General features: G+C 71.1%; 12 protein-coding genes. 9 read left to right on the top strand and 3 right to left on the bottom strand.

All coding sequences use genetic code 11. The features are described from left to right. Window positions 1-50 precede the first annotated feature (50 nt). Genes Mco01_RS34195 through Mco01_RS34180 form a run of 4 tightly spaced genes read left to right on the top strand, consistent with a single transcriptional unit; the run spans window position 51 to window position 5,305 of the window. A complete protein-coding gene (locus tag Mco01_RS34195) occupies window positions 51-1,325 on the top strand; it encodes an ABC transporter substrate-binding protein (RefSeq protein WP_204060962.1) in 1,275 nt (424 codons plus the stop codon). Next, window positions 1,322-2,281 carry a carbohydrate ABC transporter permease gene (locus Mco01_RS34190; protein WP_204060961.1) on the top strand — a complete coding sequence of 320 codons (960 nt, stop codon included), beginning with the start codon at window positions 1,322-1,324 and terminating at the stop codon, window positions 2,279-2,281. The genes Mco01_RS34195 and Mco01_RS34190 overlap by 4 nt, the downstream gene beginning before the upstream one ends. Further along, window positions 2,274-3,131: a carbohydrate ABC transporter permease gene (locus Mco01_RS34185; protein WP_204060960.1), complete on the top strand. Its 858-nt coding sequence runs from the start codon at window positions 2,274-2,276 to the stop codon at window positions 3,129-3,131. Before Mco01_RS34190 ends, Mco01_RS34185 begins: the two co-directional genes overlap by 8 nt. A gap of 5 nt (window positions 3,132-3,136) precedes the next feature. After that, window positions 3,137-5,305, top strand: a complete 2,169-nt coding sequence (locus Mco01_RS34180) for an alpha-galactosidase (RefSeq protein ID WP_204060959.1) — start codon at window positions 3,137-3,139, stop codon at window positions 5,303-5,305. Between the two features lie 12 nt (window positions 5,306-5,317). On the opposite strand, the gene Mco01_RS34175 is transcribed toward Mco01_RS34180, so the two are convergent. The 3 genes from Mco01_RS34175 to Mco01_RS34165 form a co-directional block, all read right to left on the bottom strand. Beyond that, a complete protein-coding gene (locus tag Mco01_RS34175; protein ID WP_204060958.1) occupies window positions 5,318-6,181 on the bottom strand; it encodes an AraC family transcriptional regulator in 864 nt (287 codons plus the stop codon). Between the two features lie 70 nt (window positions 6,182-6,251). Then, window positions 6,252-7,304, bottom strand: a complete 1,053-nt coding sequence (locus Mco01_RS34170) for an alcohol dehydrogenase catalytic domain-containing protein (RefSeq protein WP_204060957.1) — start codon at window positions 7,302-7,304, stop codon at window positions 6,252-6,254. Between the two features lie 27 nt (window positions 7,305-7,331). After that, window positions 7,332-9,476 carry an amidase family protein gene (locus Mco01_RS34165; protein ID WP_204060956.1) on the bottom strand — a complete coding sequence of 715 codons (2,145 nt, stop codon included), beginning with the start codon at window positions 9,474-9,476 and terminating at the stop codon, window positions 7,332-7,334. Between the two features lie 280 nt (window positions 9,477-9,756). Between Mco01_RS34165 and Mco01_RS34160 the strand changes: the two genes are divergently transcribed. The 5 genes from Mco01_RS34160 to Mco01_RS34140 are packed head-to-tail and all read left to right on the top strand — an operon-like array spanning window position 9,757 to window position 15,286. After that, window positions 9,757-11,397, top strand: coding sequence for an ABC transporter substrate-binding protein (locus Mco01_RS34160; RefSeq protein WP_204060955.1), 1,641 nt, complete (start codon window positions 9,757-9,759; stop codon window positions 11,395-11,397). 40 nt (window positions 11,398-11,437) lie between these two features. Continuing rightward, a complete protein-coding gene (locus Mco01_RS34155) occupies window positions 11,438-12,379 on the top strand; it encodes an ABC transporter permease (protein ID WP_204060954.1) in 942 nt (313 codons plus the stop codon). Beyond that, window positions 12,376-13,242: an ABC transporter permease gene (locus Mco01_RS34150; protein WP_204060953.1), complete on the top strand. Its 867-nt coding sequence runs from the start codon at window positions 12,376-12,378 to the stop codon at window positions 13,240-13,242. Before Mco01_RS34155 ends, Mco01_RS34150 begins: the two co-directional genes overlap by 4 nt. Next, complete coding sequence (locus Mco01_RS34145) at window positions 13,239-14,255, top strand: ABC transporter ATP-binding protein (RefSeq protein WP_204060952.1); 1,017 nt, start codon at window positions 13,239-13,241, stop codon at window positions 14,253-14,255. The genes Mco01_RS34150 and Mco01_RS34145 overlap by 4 nt, the downstream gene beginning before the upstream one ends. Beyond that, window positions 14,252-15,286, top strand: a complete 1,035-nt coding sequence (locus Mco01_RS34140; protein WP_204060951.1) for an oligopeptide/dipeptide ABC transporter ATP-binding protein — start codon at window positions 14,252-14,254, stop codon at window positions 15,284-15,286. The genes Mco01_RS34145 and Mco01_RS34140 overlap by 4 nt, the downstream gene beginning before the upstream one ends. Window positions 15,287-15,340: the final 54 nt, after the last annotated feature.

Here is a 15,340-nt window from a genome sequence, read left to right as displayed (position 1 = left end):
CACCCCGCCGGCCCGCGCGGGCCGGCGGACAGCACGATTGAAGGAACACCATGAAACGCAAGTGGACGGCCGCCGCCGCGCTGGCCGCGGCGGCGGCGCTCATCACCGGCTGCTCGGGCGGGTCCGGCGGATCCGGCGGATCCGGCGCCGCGCCGGGGGAGAAGGTCACGCTCACCTACGCCAACTGGAGCGAGGACCAGTCTCCGGCGATGGAGCAGATCGCCGCGGAGTTCGAGAAGGCCAACCCGAACATCGACGTCAAGATCCAGACGTTGCCGTGGCCGGAATACTGGTCGACCCTCCAGGTCGGCGCCGCGGGCGGCACCGCGCCCGACGCGTTCTGGATGCTCGCCGACCACTTCCGCGAGTACGCCAAGGGCGGTCAGCTCCTCGACCTGTCGGACACGGTGAAGTCCGCGGGCATCGACATGAGCGTCTACCCCAAGGCCGTCTCCGACTCCTACACCTACGAGGGCAAGATCTTCGCGCTGCCCAAGGACTTCGACACCAACGGCATCTGGTACAACAAGGCGCTGTTCGACGCCGCCAAGGTCTCCTACCCGGACGACACGTGGACCTGGCAGAACGTGCAGGACGCCGCCAAGAAGCTGACCGACAAGGCCAAGGGCGTGTGGGGGATCGCGGCGCCGATCGACGCGCAGGGCGGCTTCTACAACACGATGCTGCAGGCCGGAGCGCAGATCATCAACCCGGAGGGCACCGCCTCCGACTTCGCGAGCCCGGCCGGCGTCGCGGGCCTGAAGTTCTGGACCGACCTGCAGGCCGCGGGCGTCTCGCCGACGCTGAAGCAGCTCTCGGACACCGAGGCCGTCTCGATGTTCGAGAACCAGAAGGTCGCCATGTACCTCTCCGGCGCGTACTGGGCGTTCCGCTTCCACAACAACGCCAACCTCAAGGGCAAGGTGGACGTCGCGCCCCTGCCGCAGGGCGTCAAGCGGGCCACCGTCACCAGCGGCATCGGCAACGCCGGGTACGCGGGCAGCAAGCACCCCGAGGAGCTGAAGAAGTTCCTCGCCTTCCTCGGCGGGACCAAGGCCGCCGAGATCCAGGCGGCCACCGGCACGGTGCTCCCGGCGTACAAGGGGACGCAGCAGCCGTGGCTCGACGCCATGCCCGAGTTCAATCTGAAGGTGTTCATCGACGCCATCGACTACAGCGTGCCCCTGCCCGTCGCCGGGAACGCCGCCGAGTGGCAGGGCCTGGCCGCGCAGTACCTCACTCCGGCCTGGAACGGCGAGAAGCCGGTGGAGCAGGCGGCGAAGGAGTACCAGGACGCCGTGGACAAGGTGCTCGCGAAGCAATGACGTCCGTGACGAGCAAGCCCGTGCGGCGGCCGGCCGGCCGCCGCACAGGCGTGACCGACCCCGGCGGCCGCCGGGCGGGCGTCAGCGAGCCCGGGGGCCGGTGGGCGCTCGTGTTCGTCGCCCCCGCCGTGCTCGGCCTGGCCGCCCTGTACCTGTGGCCGTTCCTGTCCACCTTCACCAAGAGCTTCCAGGACGTCCCGGCGTTCGGGCCCGCCACGTTCGTGGGCCTGGACAACTACCGGGCGCTGCTGAGCGACGAGGAGTTCTGGAAGGCGTTCCGCAACTCCGCCCTCTACACGGCGATCATCCTGCTCGGCATCCCCGTCGCCGTGGTGCTGGCCGCGCTGGTGGAGCAGGTCGGGCGGGGGCGCGCGGTGTACCGGGTGCTGTTCTTCCTGCCGGTGGTCACCCTGCCGGTCGCGATCGGCATGGTGTGGCGGTTCATCTACAACGGCGACTTCGGGCTGCTGAACACGGTGCTGTCGTGGTTCGGCGTCCCCGCGCAGTTCTGGGTGGCCGACGCGCGGTTCACGGTCTACGCCTTCGGCGTCGTCGGCATCTGGATGAGCCTGGGCATCAACATGATCATCCTGGGCGCCGGCCTGCAGGCCATCCCGAAGGCCCTCTACGAGGCGTCGTCCCTGGACGGCGCCGGGCGGATCAGGCAGTTCGTCCACATCACCGTGCCGCTGCTGACACCGAGCATCTTCTTCGTGACGATCCTCAGCGTGATCGCCGCCCTGCAGATGTTCGACCTGATCTTCGTCATGCTGCGCGGCGTGAACAACACCGCCCTGGCCGATTCCAAGACCATCGTCTACCTCTTCTACGAGAAGGCGTTCGTCCAGTTCCACCAGGGATACGGCGCCGCGATCGCGATCGTGCTCCTCCTCGTGATCATGATCGCCACCGCCCTGCAGTTCCGGCTCCAGCGATCGTGGGTGTTCTATGGCTGAGCTCGTGCGGGGACGGGCCCGGAGGCGGCGCGGGGCGGCACCCCGCACCTGGCCGATCCACGTGGTGCTGACCGTCGCGGCCGTCATCATGGTGGTGCCGTTCGCCTGGCAGATCCTCACCATGTTCAAGACGACCGCCGAGGCGACCAGGATCCCGCCGACGGTCCTGCCAGAGGCCTTCAGCACGCGGGCGTTCGCGACGTTCTTCTCGACCGTGCCGTTCTGGTCGATGTTCGCGGTCTCGGTCGGCGCGCTGGTGCTGCGGGTCGCCGGGCAGCTCGCGGTCGCCGCGCTCGCCGGGTACGCCTTCGCCCGTATCCCCTTCCGCGGCCGCAACGCGCTGTTCGGCCTGTTCATCGGCATGCTGATGGTGCCGAGCCAGCTCTTCCTCATCGGCCAGTACGACCTGATGAAGGGCCTGGCGCTGCTGGACACCCTGCCGGCGCTGGCCATCCCCGGGATGTTCTCGGCCTTCGGCACGTTCCTGATGCGCCAGGCCTTCCTGACGATGCCGAAGGACTACGAGGAGGCGGCGCGGCTCGACGGCGCCAACACCCTGCAGGTGTTCTGGTACGTCATGCTGCCGATGGCCAGGCCCACGCTCGCGGCGCTCTCCGTGCTGACCGGTCTGTACTCGTGGAACGACCTGCTCTGGCCGCTCATCGTCTCCCCCTCGGGGGAGAACCGGCCGCTGCCGGTGGGCCTGGCAGGGCTGCAGGGGCAGTTCGGCACCGACTACCCGACGCTCATGGCGGGCGCGTTCGTGTGCTCGATCCCGCTCGTGATCGTCTTCCTGGTGATGCAACGGCAGTTCTTCGCGGGCATCGCGAGCAGCGGACTCAAGGGATGACACAGATGACCACAGGCCACGACCCCCGGCCCGTTCCGGTCCACCTGCGCGCGGGCGGCACGAGTGTCGTCGTCGCCGTCGACGGGGGCCGCCTGCCCCGCATCCTGCACTGGGGGCAGGACCTCGGCGCCCTGGACGAGGACGCCCTGGCCGGCCTGCATCGGGCCGCGCTCCCCGCCATCGGCGACAGCGCCGTCACCTATCCCCAGCCCGTCCCGGTGCTCCCGCAGCTGGCCGAGGGATGGCTCGGACGGCCCGGCCTCACCGGTGACGCCGAGGGCAGCCGCTGGGCGCCGAAGTTCCGGGAGGCCACCTGCGACCTCGACCCCGGCGCGGACGGCGGGCCCGTCCTGCGCGGCACGGCCCACGACCCGGAGTACGGCCTGACCGTCGAGGTCGAGATCCAGGTGCTCGCCGCCGGCGGCCTGGTCCGCCAGCGGGCCCGCGTCACCAACGTGGCCGCGACGCCCTACCGCGTCCAGGGCCTGGAGCTCGCCCTTCCCGTGCCGCCGAGCGCCTCGGAGGTCCTCGACCTGACGGGCCGCTGGTCGCTCGAACGCGTGCCGCAGCGGCGCCCGTTCCACGTGGGCGAATGGGTGCGGGCCTCCCGCGGCGGCAAGCCCGGTCTCGAACACACCCTGCTGCTCGTCGCCGGCGAGGAGGGCTTCGGCTTCCGCCACGGGACGGTGTGGGGGACACACCTGGCCTGGAGCGGCAACCAGGTGCTCGCCGCCGAGCGGACCCCGGCGGACACCCGCCACCTCGCGGCCGGGGAGCTGCTGCTCGCCGACGAGGTCGTGCTCGGGCAGGGCGAGTCGTACCGGAGCCCGTGGCAGTACGGGTCGTGGGGCACCGGGCTCGACGATCTCGCCGCGCGCTTCCACCGGCACCTGCGGGCACGGCCGGGCCACCCCCGCTCGCCGCGCCCGGTCGTGCTGAACACCTGGGAGGCGGTCTACTTCCGGCACGACCTCGCCACCCTGACCGCGCTCGCCGAACGCGGGGCGGAGATCGGCGCCGAGCGGTTCGTGCTGGACGACGGCTGGTTCCTCGGCAGGCGCGACGACACCACCTCGCTCGGCGACTGGAGCGTGGACCCCGCCGTCTGGCCGGACGGCCTGGAGCCGCTGGCCGCGCGCGTCCGCGAGCTCGGCATGGACTTCGGGCTCTGGTTCGAGCCGGAGATGGTCAACCTCGACTCCGAGCTGGCCCGCGCCCACCCCGAGTGGATCTTCGACGCGGGACACGGGCCCGGGCTCCCGTCCCGGCACCAGCACGTGCTCGACCTGGGCCATCCCGACGCGTACGCCTGCCTCTTCGAGCGGATGAGCGGCCTGGTGGGGTCGCTCGGCATCGCCTACATCAAGTGGGACCACAACCGGTACCTGCTCGACGCCGGGCACGGCCCCGACGGGCGCCCGGGAGTGCGCCGCCAGGTCGAGCAGGCCTACCGGCTGATGGCGGAGCTCAAGGCCGCCCACCCGGGACTGGAGATCGAGTCGTGCGCCAGCGGGGGCGGGCGGGTCGACCTCGGCGTGCTGGAGTTCGCCGACCGGGTCTGGCCGAGCGACTGCAACGACCCCCACGAGCGGCTGGAGATCCAGCGCTGGACGGGCCTGCTGGTGCCGCCCGAGATGCAGGGCACGCACATCGGCGCGGGGGAGTCGCACACCACACACCGCGTTCACCCGCTCGACTACCGGGCGGAGAAAGCGCTGTGGGGACACCTCGGGGTCGAGGTCAACCTGCTCGGCGTGGACGACGAGACCCGCGCTGCCCTCGGACGGTGGGTGGCGTTCCACAAGGAGCACCGGGCCCTGCTGCACTCGGGCGAGGTGGTGCACGCGGATCTCGCCGATCCGGCCCTGCGCCTGGAGGGCGTCGTCGCGGCCGACAGGAGCGAGGCGCTCTACGCGTTCAGCGTGACCGAGCGGCCGTCGACCTGGCCGCCGGGACGCGTCCGGCTGCCGGGACTCGACGACGAACGCCTGTACTCCGTCCGGGCCGTGTACCCGGGGTCGCCGCCCCCGGCGGGGGCGGTTCTCCCGCCGTGGCAGCGCGACGGGGTGACCCTCCCCGGCCGGGTGCTGCGGCTGGTCGGCGTCGAAGCGCCCTCGCTGGACGTGGACCGCTCAGTGCTGCTGCGTGCCGTCAGCCCGCCGCCGGCGTCCTGACCGGCCGGGAGGTCACCCCTTGGCGCGGTTGCGGTACTCGGTGGGGCTGGCCTCGTGCAGTCGTTTGAAGTGGCGGGAGAAGTAGAACGGGTCGGTGTAGCCGACCTCGCGGGCGATGCCGGCGACGGTCGCGTCGGTGGTGTCCAGCAGGTTGCGCGCCTGCGCCATCCGCAGGGCCGTGTGGTGCGCGAGCACCCCGCCGCCGGTCGCGCGGCGGAACAGCGCGGTCAGGTGGGACGGCGAGACGCCGACCAGCGCCGCGAGGTCGGCGACCCGCACGTTGCTGTCCAGCCGCTCGGCGAGGTAGGCCATCGCGCGCTGCAGCGGGTCGCCGGGCGCGGGCATGGCGCGGTCGACCACGATCTGCGTGAGGAGCTTCCACGCCGCGCCCGCCGCCCCCATCAGGCTCGCCGGCGAATGGTCGCGTTCGAGGATGGTGACGATCTCGTCGAGCAGCGCGATGGCGCGGTCGAGCCGGCGGACCGGGATCACCGGCCGCGCGGCGCTCACCCCGATCTCCTCGACCAGCTCGGGCACGTCGCCGCCGCGCAGGTGGCACCACCAGATCGTCCAGGGCGCGTCGGCGGACGCGCCGTAGGAGTGGGCGGCGCCGCGCGGGATCACCAGCGCCGCGCTCGGCCCCACATAGTGCCGGACGCCCTCGACGTCCGCCCATCCCGTGCCGGACGCGCACACGATGACGATCGTCTCTCCGGTGCCGTCTGGCCTGCTCATCAGATGGTCCGCGGCGGCCGGGTAGTAGCCGCAGTCGGTGACGAGCAGGCGCCTGGTCACCGGGCGCGCCTGCGCCTCCGTGAGCACGCGGCGCGGGACGACGGTCAGCCGCTGGTCGCGGAACCCTTCCTGCATCGGCATGGGCCAAGTATGGCGACCGATCATCGGATCGTCCATGCGCCGGCGCATGGACGGGCGAGGACGCCGAGGATCAGCCGCCGGGAGTGAGCATGATCTTGATCGACTCGCGGGACGCCATCGCCGCGTAGCCTCGTGCCACGTCCTCCAGCGGCAGGACGGTGTCGAACACCGGGCCGGGATCGAGCGTCCCGGCCGTGATGCGCGCGACCAGGTCGGGGAGGTATCGGCGGACGGGGGCGATCCCCAGGTTCAGGCGCAGATTGTGGATGAGCGGCTGGAACAACGGCAGCGTCGGCGCCGTGTGCGGCACGCCGACCGCGCCGATGGAACCCCCGTCGCGGGCCATGCCGACCGCCATGGCCCAGGACTCCGGCGTGCCGACCGCCTCGACCACGTGCCGGACCCCGAGCCCGCCGGTCTGCTCGCGCACCGCCGCGATGCCCTCCTCGCCCCGCTCGGCGATGACGTCGGTCGCCCCGAACGCCTTGCCGACGGCGGTCCGGTCCGCATGGCGGCTCATCAGGAAGACCCGTTCGGCCCCGAGGATCGTGCCGGCCGCCAGCACGGCGCACAGCCCGACGGCTCCGTCCCCGATCACGGCCACGGCCGACCCTTCGGTGACGCCCGCCATGACCGCCCCGTGCAGGCCGGTGCCCATCACGTCCGAGGCGGCCAGAAGCGCGGGGTACAGAGACGCGTCGACGCCCGCGGGGCCGCCGGGCACCGTCACCAGGGTTCCGTCGGCCCACGGCACGCGCACCGCCTGGCCCTGGCCGCCGTCGGCGCCCGGGGCGCCGAAGGTGCCGCCTCTCTCGCACGAGCTCTGGAGTCCGTCACGGCAGTGCGGGCAGGTGTTGTCCGACCACGTGAACGGCGCGACGACCAGGTCGCCCGGGCGGACGGTGCGGACCTCGGCCCCCACCTCCTCCACGACGCCGATGAACTCGTGGCCCAGCCGGGACCGCTCCGCCCGCTTGACGACGCCCCGGTAGGACCACAGGTCCGAACCGCAGACGGCGGCGCGCACGACGCGCACCACGGCGTCGGTCGGCTCGGACAGCACGGGATCGGGCACGTCCTCGACGACGACGGTGCCGGCGGACAGGTACAGGGCGGCGCGCACGGAGGATTCCCTTCCTGAGGTGGTGGATCAGATGGAGGCGGGCCGGCGGACGTCGACCGCGATTGCGGCCTCGACGTGGGCGGCGACGGCAAGCAGGTCCATGTCGGTGCCCGGCGGGGACGACAACTGGAGTCCGATCGGGAGCCCGTCGGCGCTCCAGCCGCAGGGCAGCACCAGCGCCGGGGCTCCGGTGAGGTTGTACACGCCGGTGAACATGCCCTCCGCGGCCCCCTCCGGCGTGTCCACCGGAGGAGTCGTGGCCGGCGCGACGAAGGGCGCGGCGGGGGTCAGCAGGACGTCGATCCCCGCGTAGACCTCGGCCGCGGCGGGCAGCAGCCGCTCCCGGAGCGCGAGGGCCTTCCGGTAGTCGGCCTCGCCGACCTCGGAGCCCGAGCGCAGCAGCCGCAGGGTCTCCGGACCGTAGTGACCGGGGTCCGCGCCCACCCGTGCGCCGTGCTCCTGCCACGCCTCGTACAGCAGGATGGGGGGGAACGCCGTGTCGAGCTCGTCGAAGACCGAACCGTCCACCTCGACGACCGTGCAGCCGGCACCGCGGAGGGTGTCCACGGCCTGCCTGACCGCCGCGGCGACGTCCGGCTGGACCTCCACGCGGTCCACCTGGCCGGGCAGCACTCCCACCCGGATCCCGGCGCCGGCTCGTGTCACGGGCCGGGCGCCGGTGAGGGCGGAGAAGACCGTGGTCGCGGTCGCGATGTCGCAGGCGAGCAGCCCCACGTGGTCGAGGGTGGGGGCGAGCGGCTCGACCCCGTCGAGCGGCAGGGCGCCGTGGCTCGGCTTGAAGCCGACCGTGGCGCAGTAGTGGGCCGGGAGCCGGATGGAGCCGCCCGTGTCGGTGCCCAGCGCCACCGGGCAGACACCGGCCCCCACCAGCGCGGCCGACCCTCCGCTCGACCCTCCGGCCGTACGCCGCGGGTCGTAGGGGTTCATCGCCTCCCGCACCTCGGGGTGGACCGCGCCCGCCGCGTACTCCAGCAGCGAGGTGGCCGCGAAGACGTCGGCGCCGGCCGCGCGCAGCGCCTGGACGACCGGGGCGTCGGCGGCGGCCGGCTCCGTGCGCATCGACCAGGGGTTGCCGTTGCCGCGCGGGTGCCCGGCGATGTCGATCATGTCCTTGACCGCGACCGGCACACCGTGCAGGGGACCCTCGGGCGCGCGTGACGGCGCGGGGAACAGCGTGACCACGGCGTCCAGCGGCCGGCCGAGCCGCTCGGCCCGTTCGTACGCCGCGAGCAGCCGCAGGTTCGCGACCTCGCAGGTGCGCTCGCCCCGCTCGATGGCCCTGATGAGCTCACCGGTGTAGGTCGTCAACGGCCCCGCCAGGTCGTGCAGCAGGTCGTCGACCTCGGTCTTGCGCCTTCGCACCATCAGGTCGCGGTAGATGCCGCTGTGCGACTTGGCGCTGTTGCGGTTGAAGGTGACGAGCCGGTCGAGCGAGCCCTCCAGGTCGCCCGGGTCGAACCCGTCGAACGCCTCGGGCTTCACCGGCGCCTGCGCGAGCACCTCCCTGGCGATGGCGAGCATGAGCGGGCGCCACTCGGGCGCCTCGAGCGAGTCGGCGATGGACAGGTCGGAGACGGCGCCGGCGTAGAGCATGGCGCCGTAGGCCTCCTTGCCCCAGAGGAAGCCCATGATGTTTCCGGTGGCCTCGGCGTACGGGAGGGCCGCGACGAGCTCGCGGACCCGCGGCGTGATCTCGCCGCCGGCCGGCTCGCCGACCCGGAACGTGCCGACGTTGCCCTGCATGATCCGGCCCGGGGCCAGCACGTCCGCCCCGAAGTTCACGAAGCTCACGAGGAGGCGCTCCGCGCCCACCGCGGCGGCCAGCCGGTCGGCGGTCAGGCCGTTCTGGAAGCTGACCAGGTAGCCGTCGGGCGCCAGGCGATCGCGGACGAGCTCCGCGGCCGCGTCGGTGTGATGGCTCTTCACCGCGATCGCGGCGTGCTGCAGGCGCTCGGGCAGATCCCCGGGGCTGACCGCGCGCGCCGGCACCGTGAAGTTCTCGACGGGCCCCTCGATGGACAGGCCGTGGCGGTTGATGGCGTCGACGTGCGCGGGGTCGGCGTCGCACAGGAGTACGTCGTGGCCGGCGCGAATCATGTGGGCGCCGATCGTGCCGCCGATGGCGCCGGCGCCGATGATCGTCAATTGCATGGGGGAGGCCGCCTGGTTTGGGATCGATTGGGTGGCTTTGCCGTCGGACACTACCTGAACCGATTTGAATGCTCTAGTCTGCATCTGCTGGTGAACTCGGGACAGCAACCTTACGTATGACAGCTGATCGACGCGTAACCTTTACGAAACGTCGTGATTATCGCCTGCGTCGTTGCCGGACCGGGAGAGCCTTCGCCGGACCCAGCAGGCCGTTGACCGCCCCCTTTCGTCCCCCCCCGTGACCCCAGCGCACCACCGCGAAATCCCGTGAAGGATAGGCATGTCTGACCACAGCACTGACGCTTCGGCCCCATCGGCCTCGCAGATCCTCGCCGGCCTCAGGGTCCCCGACTTCAGCCGGCGCCGGATGCTCCAGCTCGGCGCCCTCGGTATCGGGGCGTTCGCGTCCGCGCCGCTGCTGGCCGCCTGCGGATCGACCTCGGACACCTCCACGGGAACCGCCACCGGCGGCGCCGCCAAGAAGGGGGGTGACCTGGTCATCGTCCGTGACCACGACGCCGTGAACATGGACAAGACGATGGTGTTCAGCAACGCCTCCATCTGGACCTACGCCCAGATGTACGAGCCGCTGGTGGCGATGACGGAGGACGGCCTGGGGGTGCGGCCCTGGCTCGCGGAGAGCTACGAGATGTCGCCCGACAACCTGTCGTGCACGCTGAAGCTCAGGAAGGACGTGAAGTTCCACAACGGCCAGGCGATGACGTCGGCGGACGTGAAGTTCTCCATCGACGAGTCGAGCAAGACCAAGGGCGGCTGGGAGTTCATCAACTCCGCGATCAAGGAGGTGACGACGCCGGACGAGTACACCGTCGTCATCACCACCAAGTATCCGTGGGCGCCGTTGCTGGCCGACCTGAGCTGCCCGAACAACGGGATCATCCCCAAGGACTACGCCGGCAAGAGCCGGGACGAGTTCTACGCCGCCCCCATCGGGACCGGCCCGTTCGTGTGGGGCACCTGGCAGAAGGGCAACGCCCTCACGCTGAAGAAGAACCCGTCCTACTGGCAGTCCGGCAAGCCGTACCTGGACTCGGTCACCTGGAAGGTGGTCGCGGACAGCAACGCCCGCGCGATCCAGCTGCAGGGCGGGCAGGCGCACATCAACGAGAGCCCGCCGTTCTCCAGCCTGACCCAGCTCAAGAGCACGCCCAACGTGAAGGTCGACCTCTTCCCGTCCACGAAGACCGACTACATCATGATGAACCAGACCAAGAAGCCGTTCGACGACGTGCACGTGCGCCGGGCCATCTCGTACGCCGTCGACCGGGAGTCGCTGGTCAAGAGCATCCTCTTCGGCAACGGCACCCCGGCCAACTCGTTCCTGATGCCGTCGACGCCGTACTACGACAAGAACACGCCGGGCCTGCAGTACGACATGGCCAAGGCCAAGGCGGAGCTGGCTCAGTCGAGCGTGCCGAACGGCTTCACCACGACGTGGCTGGCCATGTCGGGCGACGCGGTGGACGCGGCGATCGCGCAGGTCCTGCAGGCGTCGCTGAAGGAGCTCGGCATCACCATGAACATCCAGAACGTGGACCCGAGCGCACAGCACGACCTGACGGGCAAGCTGGACTACGAGATCGCGCACTCGTACTGGACCATGGACCTGGCCGACCCCGACGAGCTGGCGCAGTTCGCCCTCGACCCCACGACCGGCGGGCACTCCTTCGACACCGGCATGAACGATCCGGCCCTCATCGACCTGGTGCACAAGGCGCAGAAGGAGTTCGACTCGGCCAAGCGTCAGGCGCTGTACACCGAGCTCCAGGCGAAGGCCGCCGAGTCGGCGTTCCTGGTGTTCCTGTTCTACACGCCGTTCCCGTACGCGAGCGCGGCCACCGTGCAGGGGTTCAAAGTCCTGCCCACCGGCTCCTACCACATGGAAGACGTCTCGCTCTGAGCAGGCCGGCGCGGACCGATTACGTGGAGCGAGAGCGACGATGAGGTATCTCGTTTTCATCTTGAAACGGCTGGTGTCGTTGATCCCGGTGCTGATCGGGATCTCGTTCATCGTGTTCTTCCTGATCCGGCTGATCCCGGGAGACCCGGCGTCGACGCTGCTCGGGGTGCACGCCACCCCGCAGGCGGTCAAGGAACTGCGGGATCAGATGGGGCTGGACAAGCCGCTGCTGAGCCAATATCTGACGTTCCTCGGCCACCTGCTGCGGGGCGACCTCGGGTTCTCCTACGTGTACAGCAGCTCGGTGATGGACCTGATCACGACCAGCCTGCCGGTGACGATCTGGCTGCTCGTCTCGGGCACCCTGTTCACCGTGGTGATCGCCGTGCCGCTGGCCGTCCTGGCGGCGGCGCGGCGCAACGGGCTCGCCGACAACGTCATCCGTGCGGTGCCCGTCGTGGGACTGGGGCTGCCGGCGTTCCTGCTGGGCATCGTGCTCATCCTGGTCTTCGGGCTGAAGCTGGGCTGGTTCCCGGTCGCGGGGTACGGTCTCAGCCTGGCCGACCACGTGCGCGGCATCGTGCTGCCGGGCGTCACGGTCGCCCTGTCCCTCGCGCCGATCGTGATCCGCAGCCTGCGGGCGAGCATGATCGAGGTGCTGAGCAGTGACTACATCGTCACGGCGCGCAGCAAGGGGATCGGCACCGCACGGGTGGTGCTCGGCCATGCCCTGCGCAACGCCGCCGTCTCGTCCGTCACCGTCCTGGGCGTCAACATCGCCTATCTGACGGGATCGACGCTCGTGGTCGAACGGGTCTTCTCCCTCCCCGGCATCGGGCAGCAGATGATCAATTCCATCCTCGGAAGGGACTTCCCCACCGTGCAGGGAATCACTCTGGCGTTCGCGATCATGGTCGTGGTCGTGAACCTGTTGACCGACGTGACGCACGCGGCGCTCGACCCCCGGGTCCAGCTCACATGAGCGCGGTCGCCGCCGCCGGTCCCGCCGTGTCCGCGGCTCCCGGCGGACGCCGCCGGCGCCGCGGGCGGTGGAACGCGCCGCTCGTCGCCGGGCTCGCGCTGTTCGGCCTCATCGTCGTCCTCGCACTCTGCGCGCCCCTGCTGACCAGCCAGGACCCGCTCAAGCAGAACCTCCAGGACGCCTTCCTCGATCCCGGATCGAAGGGCCACCTGCTCGGGACCGACGCGCTCGGCCGCGACGTGCTGGCCCGGCTGCTCTACGGCGCCCGCGTCGACCTGCGGGTCGGGGTGGTGGCGGTCATCTCGCCGCTGATCATCGGCAGCCTGGTCGGGCTGGTCGCCGGGTGGTTCGGCGGATGGGTGGACGCGGTCATCGGGCGCATCGTGGACATGGTGATCGCGTTCCCCTTCCTCGTGCTGGTCATCGCCCTCGTCTTCGCGATGGGGCCGGGGACGACCAGCATCTACGTCGCGGTCACCCTCGTCGGGTGGGTGGCGTACTGCCGCATCGTGCGCGGACAGGTGCTGGTCGCCAAGGAGCAGGAGTACGCCATGGCCGCCCGGGCCAGCGGCCTGCCGACGTGGCGGATCCTGCTGCGGCACCTCCTGCCGAACGTCGTCCTGCAGGCGATCGTCTTCTCGATGAGCGACATCGTGCTCACCCTGCTGGCGATCGTGACACTCGGCTTCCTCGGCCTCGGCGTGCCCCCGCCGACCCCCGACTGGGGAACCATGATCCAGGAAGGTCAGCAGTTCCTCTTGACCAAGTGGTACATATCCGCGATCCCGGGCCTGGCCGTCGTCGTCACCGGCCTCGCACTGGCCCTGATCGCGGACGGCATCGTGGAGAAGGCGAACCAATGACCCCTCCGCTGCTCGAGGTGCGCGACCTGCACGTCGACATCCCCATGCCGCACGCACGGCTGCACGCGGTCCGCGGGGTGTCCCTCACCGTGGGCGCCGCGGAGCCGGTCGGACTGGTCGGCGAGTCGGGCTCGGGCAAGAGCCTGACGCTGCGCGCGCTGCTCGGACTGCTGCCCCGCCCGGCGCGGATCGTCTCGGGGACCGTCCTCATCGACGGCGAGGACGTGACCGGGCTACCGCCCAAACGGCTGCGGCGCAGGCTGACCGACACGATGAGCATGATCTTCCAGGACTCGCTGACCGCGCTGAACCCGGTCATGCGGGTGGGTGACCAGATCGCCGAGGCGCCGTCGCGCAAACTCGGCAAGTCACGCGCCGAGGCCAGGGCGATCGCCGTCGACCTCATGAGAGAGGTCGGCATCGCCGATCCCGAGCGCCGGTACGAGCTGTATCCGCACCAGTTGTCGGGCGGGATGCGCCAGCGCGTCTGCATCGCGATCGCGTTGTCCACCAAGCCCCGGCTCATCCTCGCCGACGAGCCGACCACGGCCCTGGACGTGACGATCCAGGCCCAGGTCCTCGCCGTCCTCCGGCAGCTCAGGCAGGAGGAGCACGTCGGGCTGCTGCTGGTCAGCCACGACCTGGCGGTGGTCAGCCAGACCTGCTCCCGGCTGTACGTGATGTACGCGGGGAAGGTCGTGGAGTCCGGCGACCTGACGGACCTGGTGACCGAGCCCCGCCATCCGTACACCTTCTCCCTGCTCAGGTCGGTCCCCGACCCGGACCGGCGGGTGGCCAGGCTGCTGACCATCCACGGCCGGCCGCCCGACCTCACCGAGCCCGTGACCGGCTGCTCCTTCGCCCCGCGATGCCCGTTCGCCGAGCACGCCTGCCGCGAGGGGGAACCGGCGCTGGAGCCGGTCGGGCCGGGGAGGCACAGCGCCTGCCGGCGCGTGGACACGGCGGATCGGTGGAACGCGATGGTCGAGGAAGAAGCGGGGAGCGCGCGGTGAGCTCGGGTGACGAGATCCTCTCGGTGGAGGGCGTGGCCCGGCACTTCATCCCTCCCGTGTCGGTGACCGACCGGCTCTTCGGGAAGAAGCCGGTGGTGAACCGCGCCGTCGACGGCGTGGACCTGGTGCTGCGCAAGGGGGAGACGCTGGGGCTCGTCGGCGAGTCGGGCTGCGGCAAGTCGACGCTCGCGCGCACCATCGTGGGCCTCTACCGCCCCACGGCGGGCACGATCCGCTACGAGGGCGCGGTCCTGGACGGCAAGCGCACCCGGGCGCAGCAGCGCGCGATCCAGATGGTCTTCCAGGACCCCTACAGCTCGCTGAACCCGCGGATGACCGTCGGGCAGATGCTCTCCGAGCTGCTCCGGTTCCACAAGCTCGTCCCGCGCAACCGGGTGGACGCCCGCAACCGCGAGCTGATGCACCTGGTCGGCCTGCCGGAAAGCGCCCTGGGCCAGCGCCCGCGGCAGTTCTCGGGCGGGCAGCGGCAGCGGGTGGGCATCGCGCGGGCGCTGGCGCTGGAGCCGACCGTGCTCGTGGCGGACGAACCGGTGTCCGCTCTCGACGTGTCGGTCCAGGCCACCATCATCAACCTGCTGGCCGAGCTCAAGGAGACGCTCCACCTGTCGGTCATCTTCGTCTCGCACAACATGGCGGTCGTGAGGCAGATCAGCGAACGCACCGCCGTGATGTACCGGGGCCGGATCGTCGAGACCGGGGAGACCGGGACGCTGTTCGACGACCCGGCGCACCCGTACACGCGGCTGCTCATCGGCTCCGTGCCCCGCCTGGCCGTCGCGGGGGGCCCGGCACGGACGGCGGAGACGACCGGCGACCTCGGTCCCGTGAGGGAGGAGGTCGCCCGGTCGGCCGCGCGGGACGAGACCCAGCCGTGCCGCTTCGCCGACCGGTGCCCGTCCGTCGTCGCCGCGTGCGCGGTCGAGCCGCCGCTGCTCCCCGATCCCCGCGATCCCGCCAGGCGGGCCGCCTGCGTGCACATCTCCCAGCACACCGAAGGGGTGATCGCGTGAGCGGTCCAGTCGTCGTCGACCGCGAGCGGAGCGAGGCCGGCCTCCCCGCGGCCG

This window comes from Microbispora corallina (genome assembly GCF_016863035.1).
Classification (GTDB): Bacteria; Actinomycetota; Actinomycetes; order Streptosporangiales; family Streptosporangiaceae; genus Microbispora; species Microbispora corallina.
Note: the sequence above shows the minus strand (reverse complement) of the source record. Positions and strands in the feature narration are given on the sequence as shown.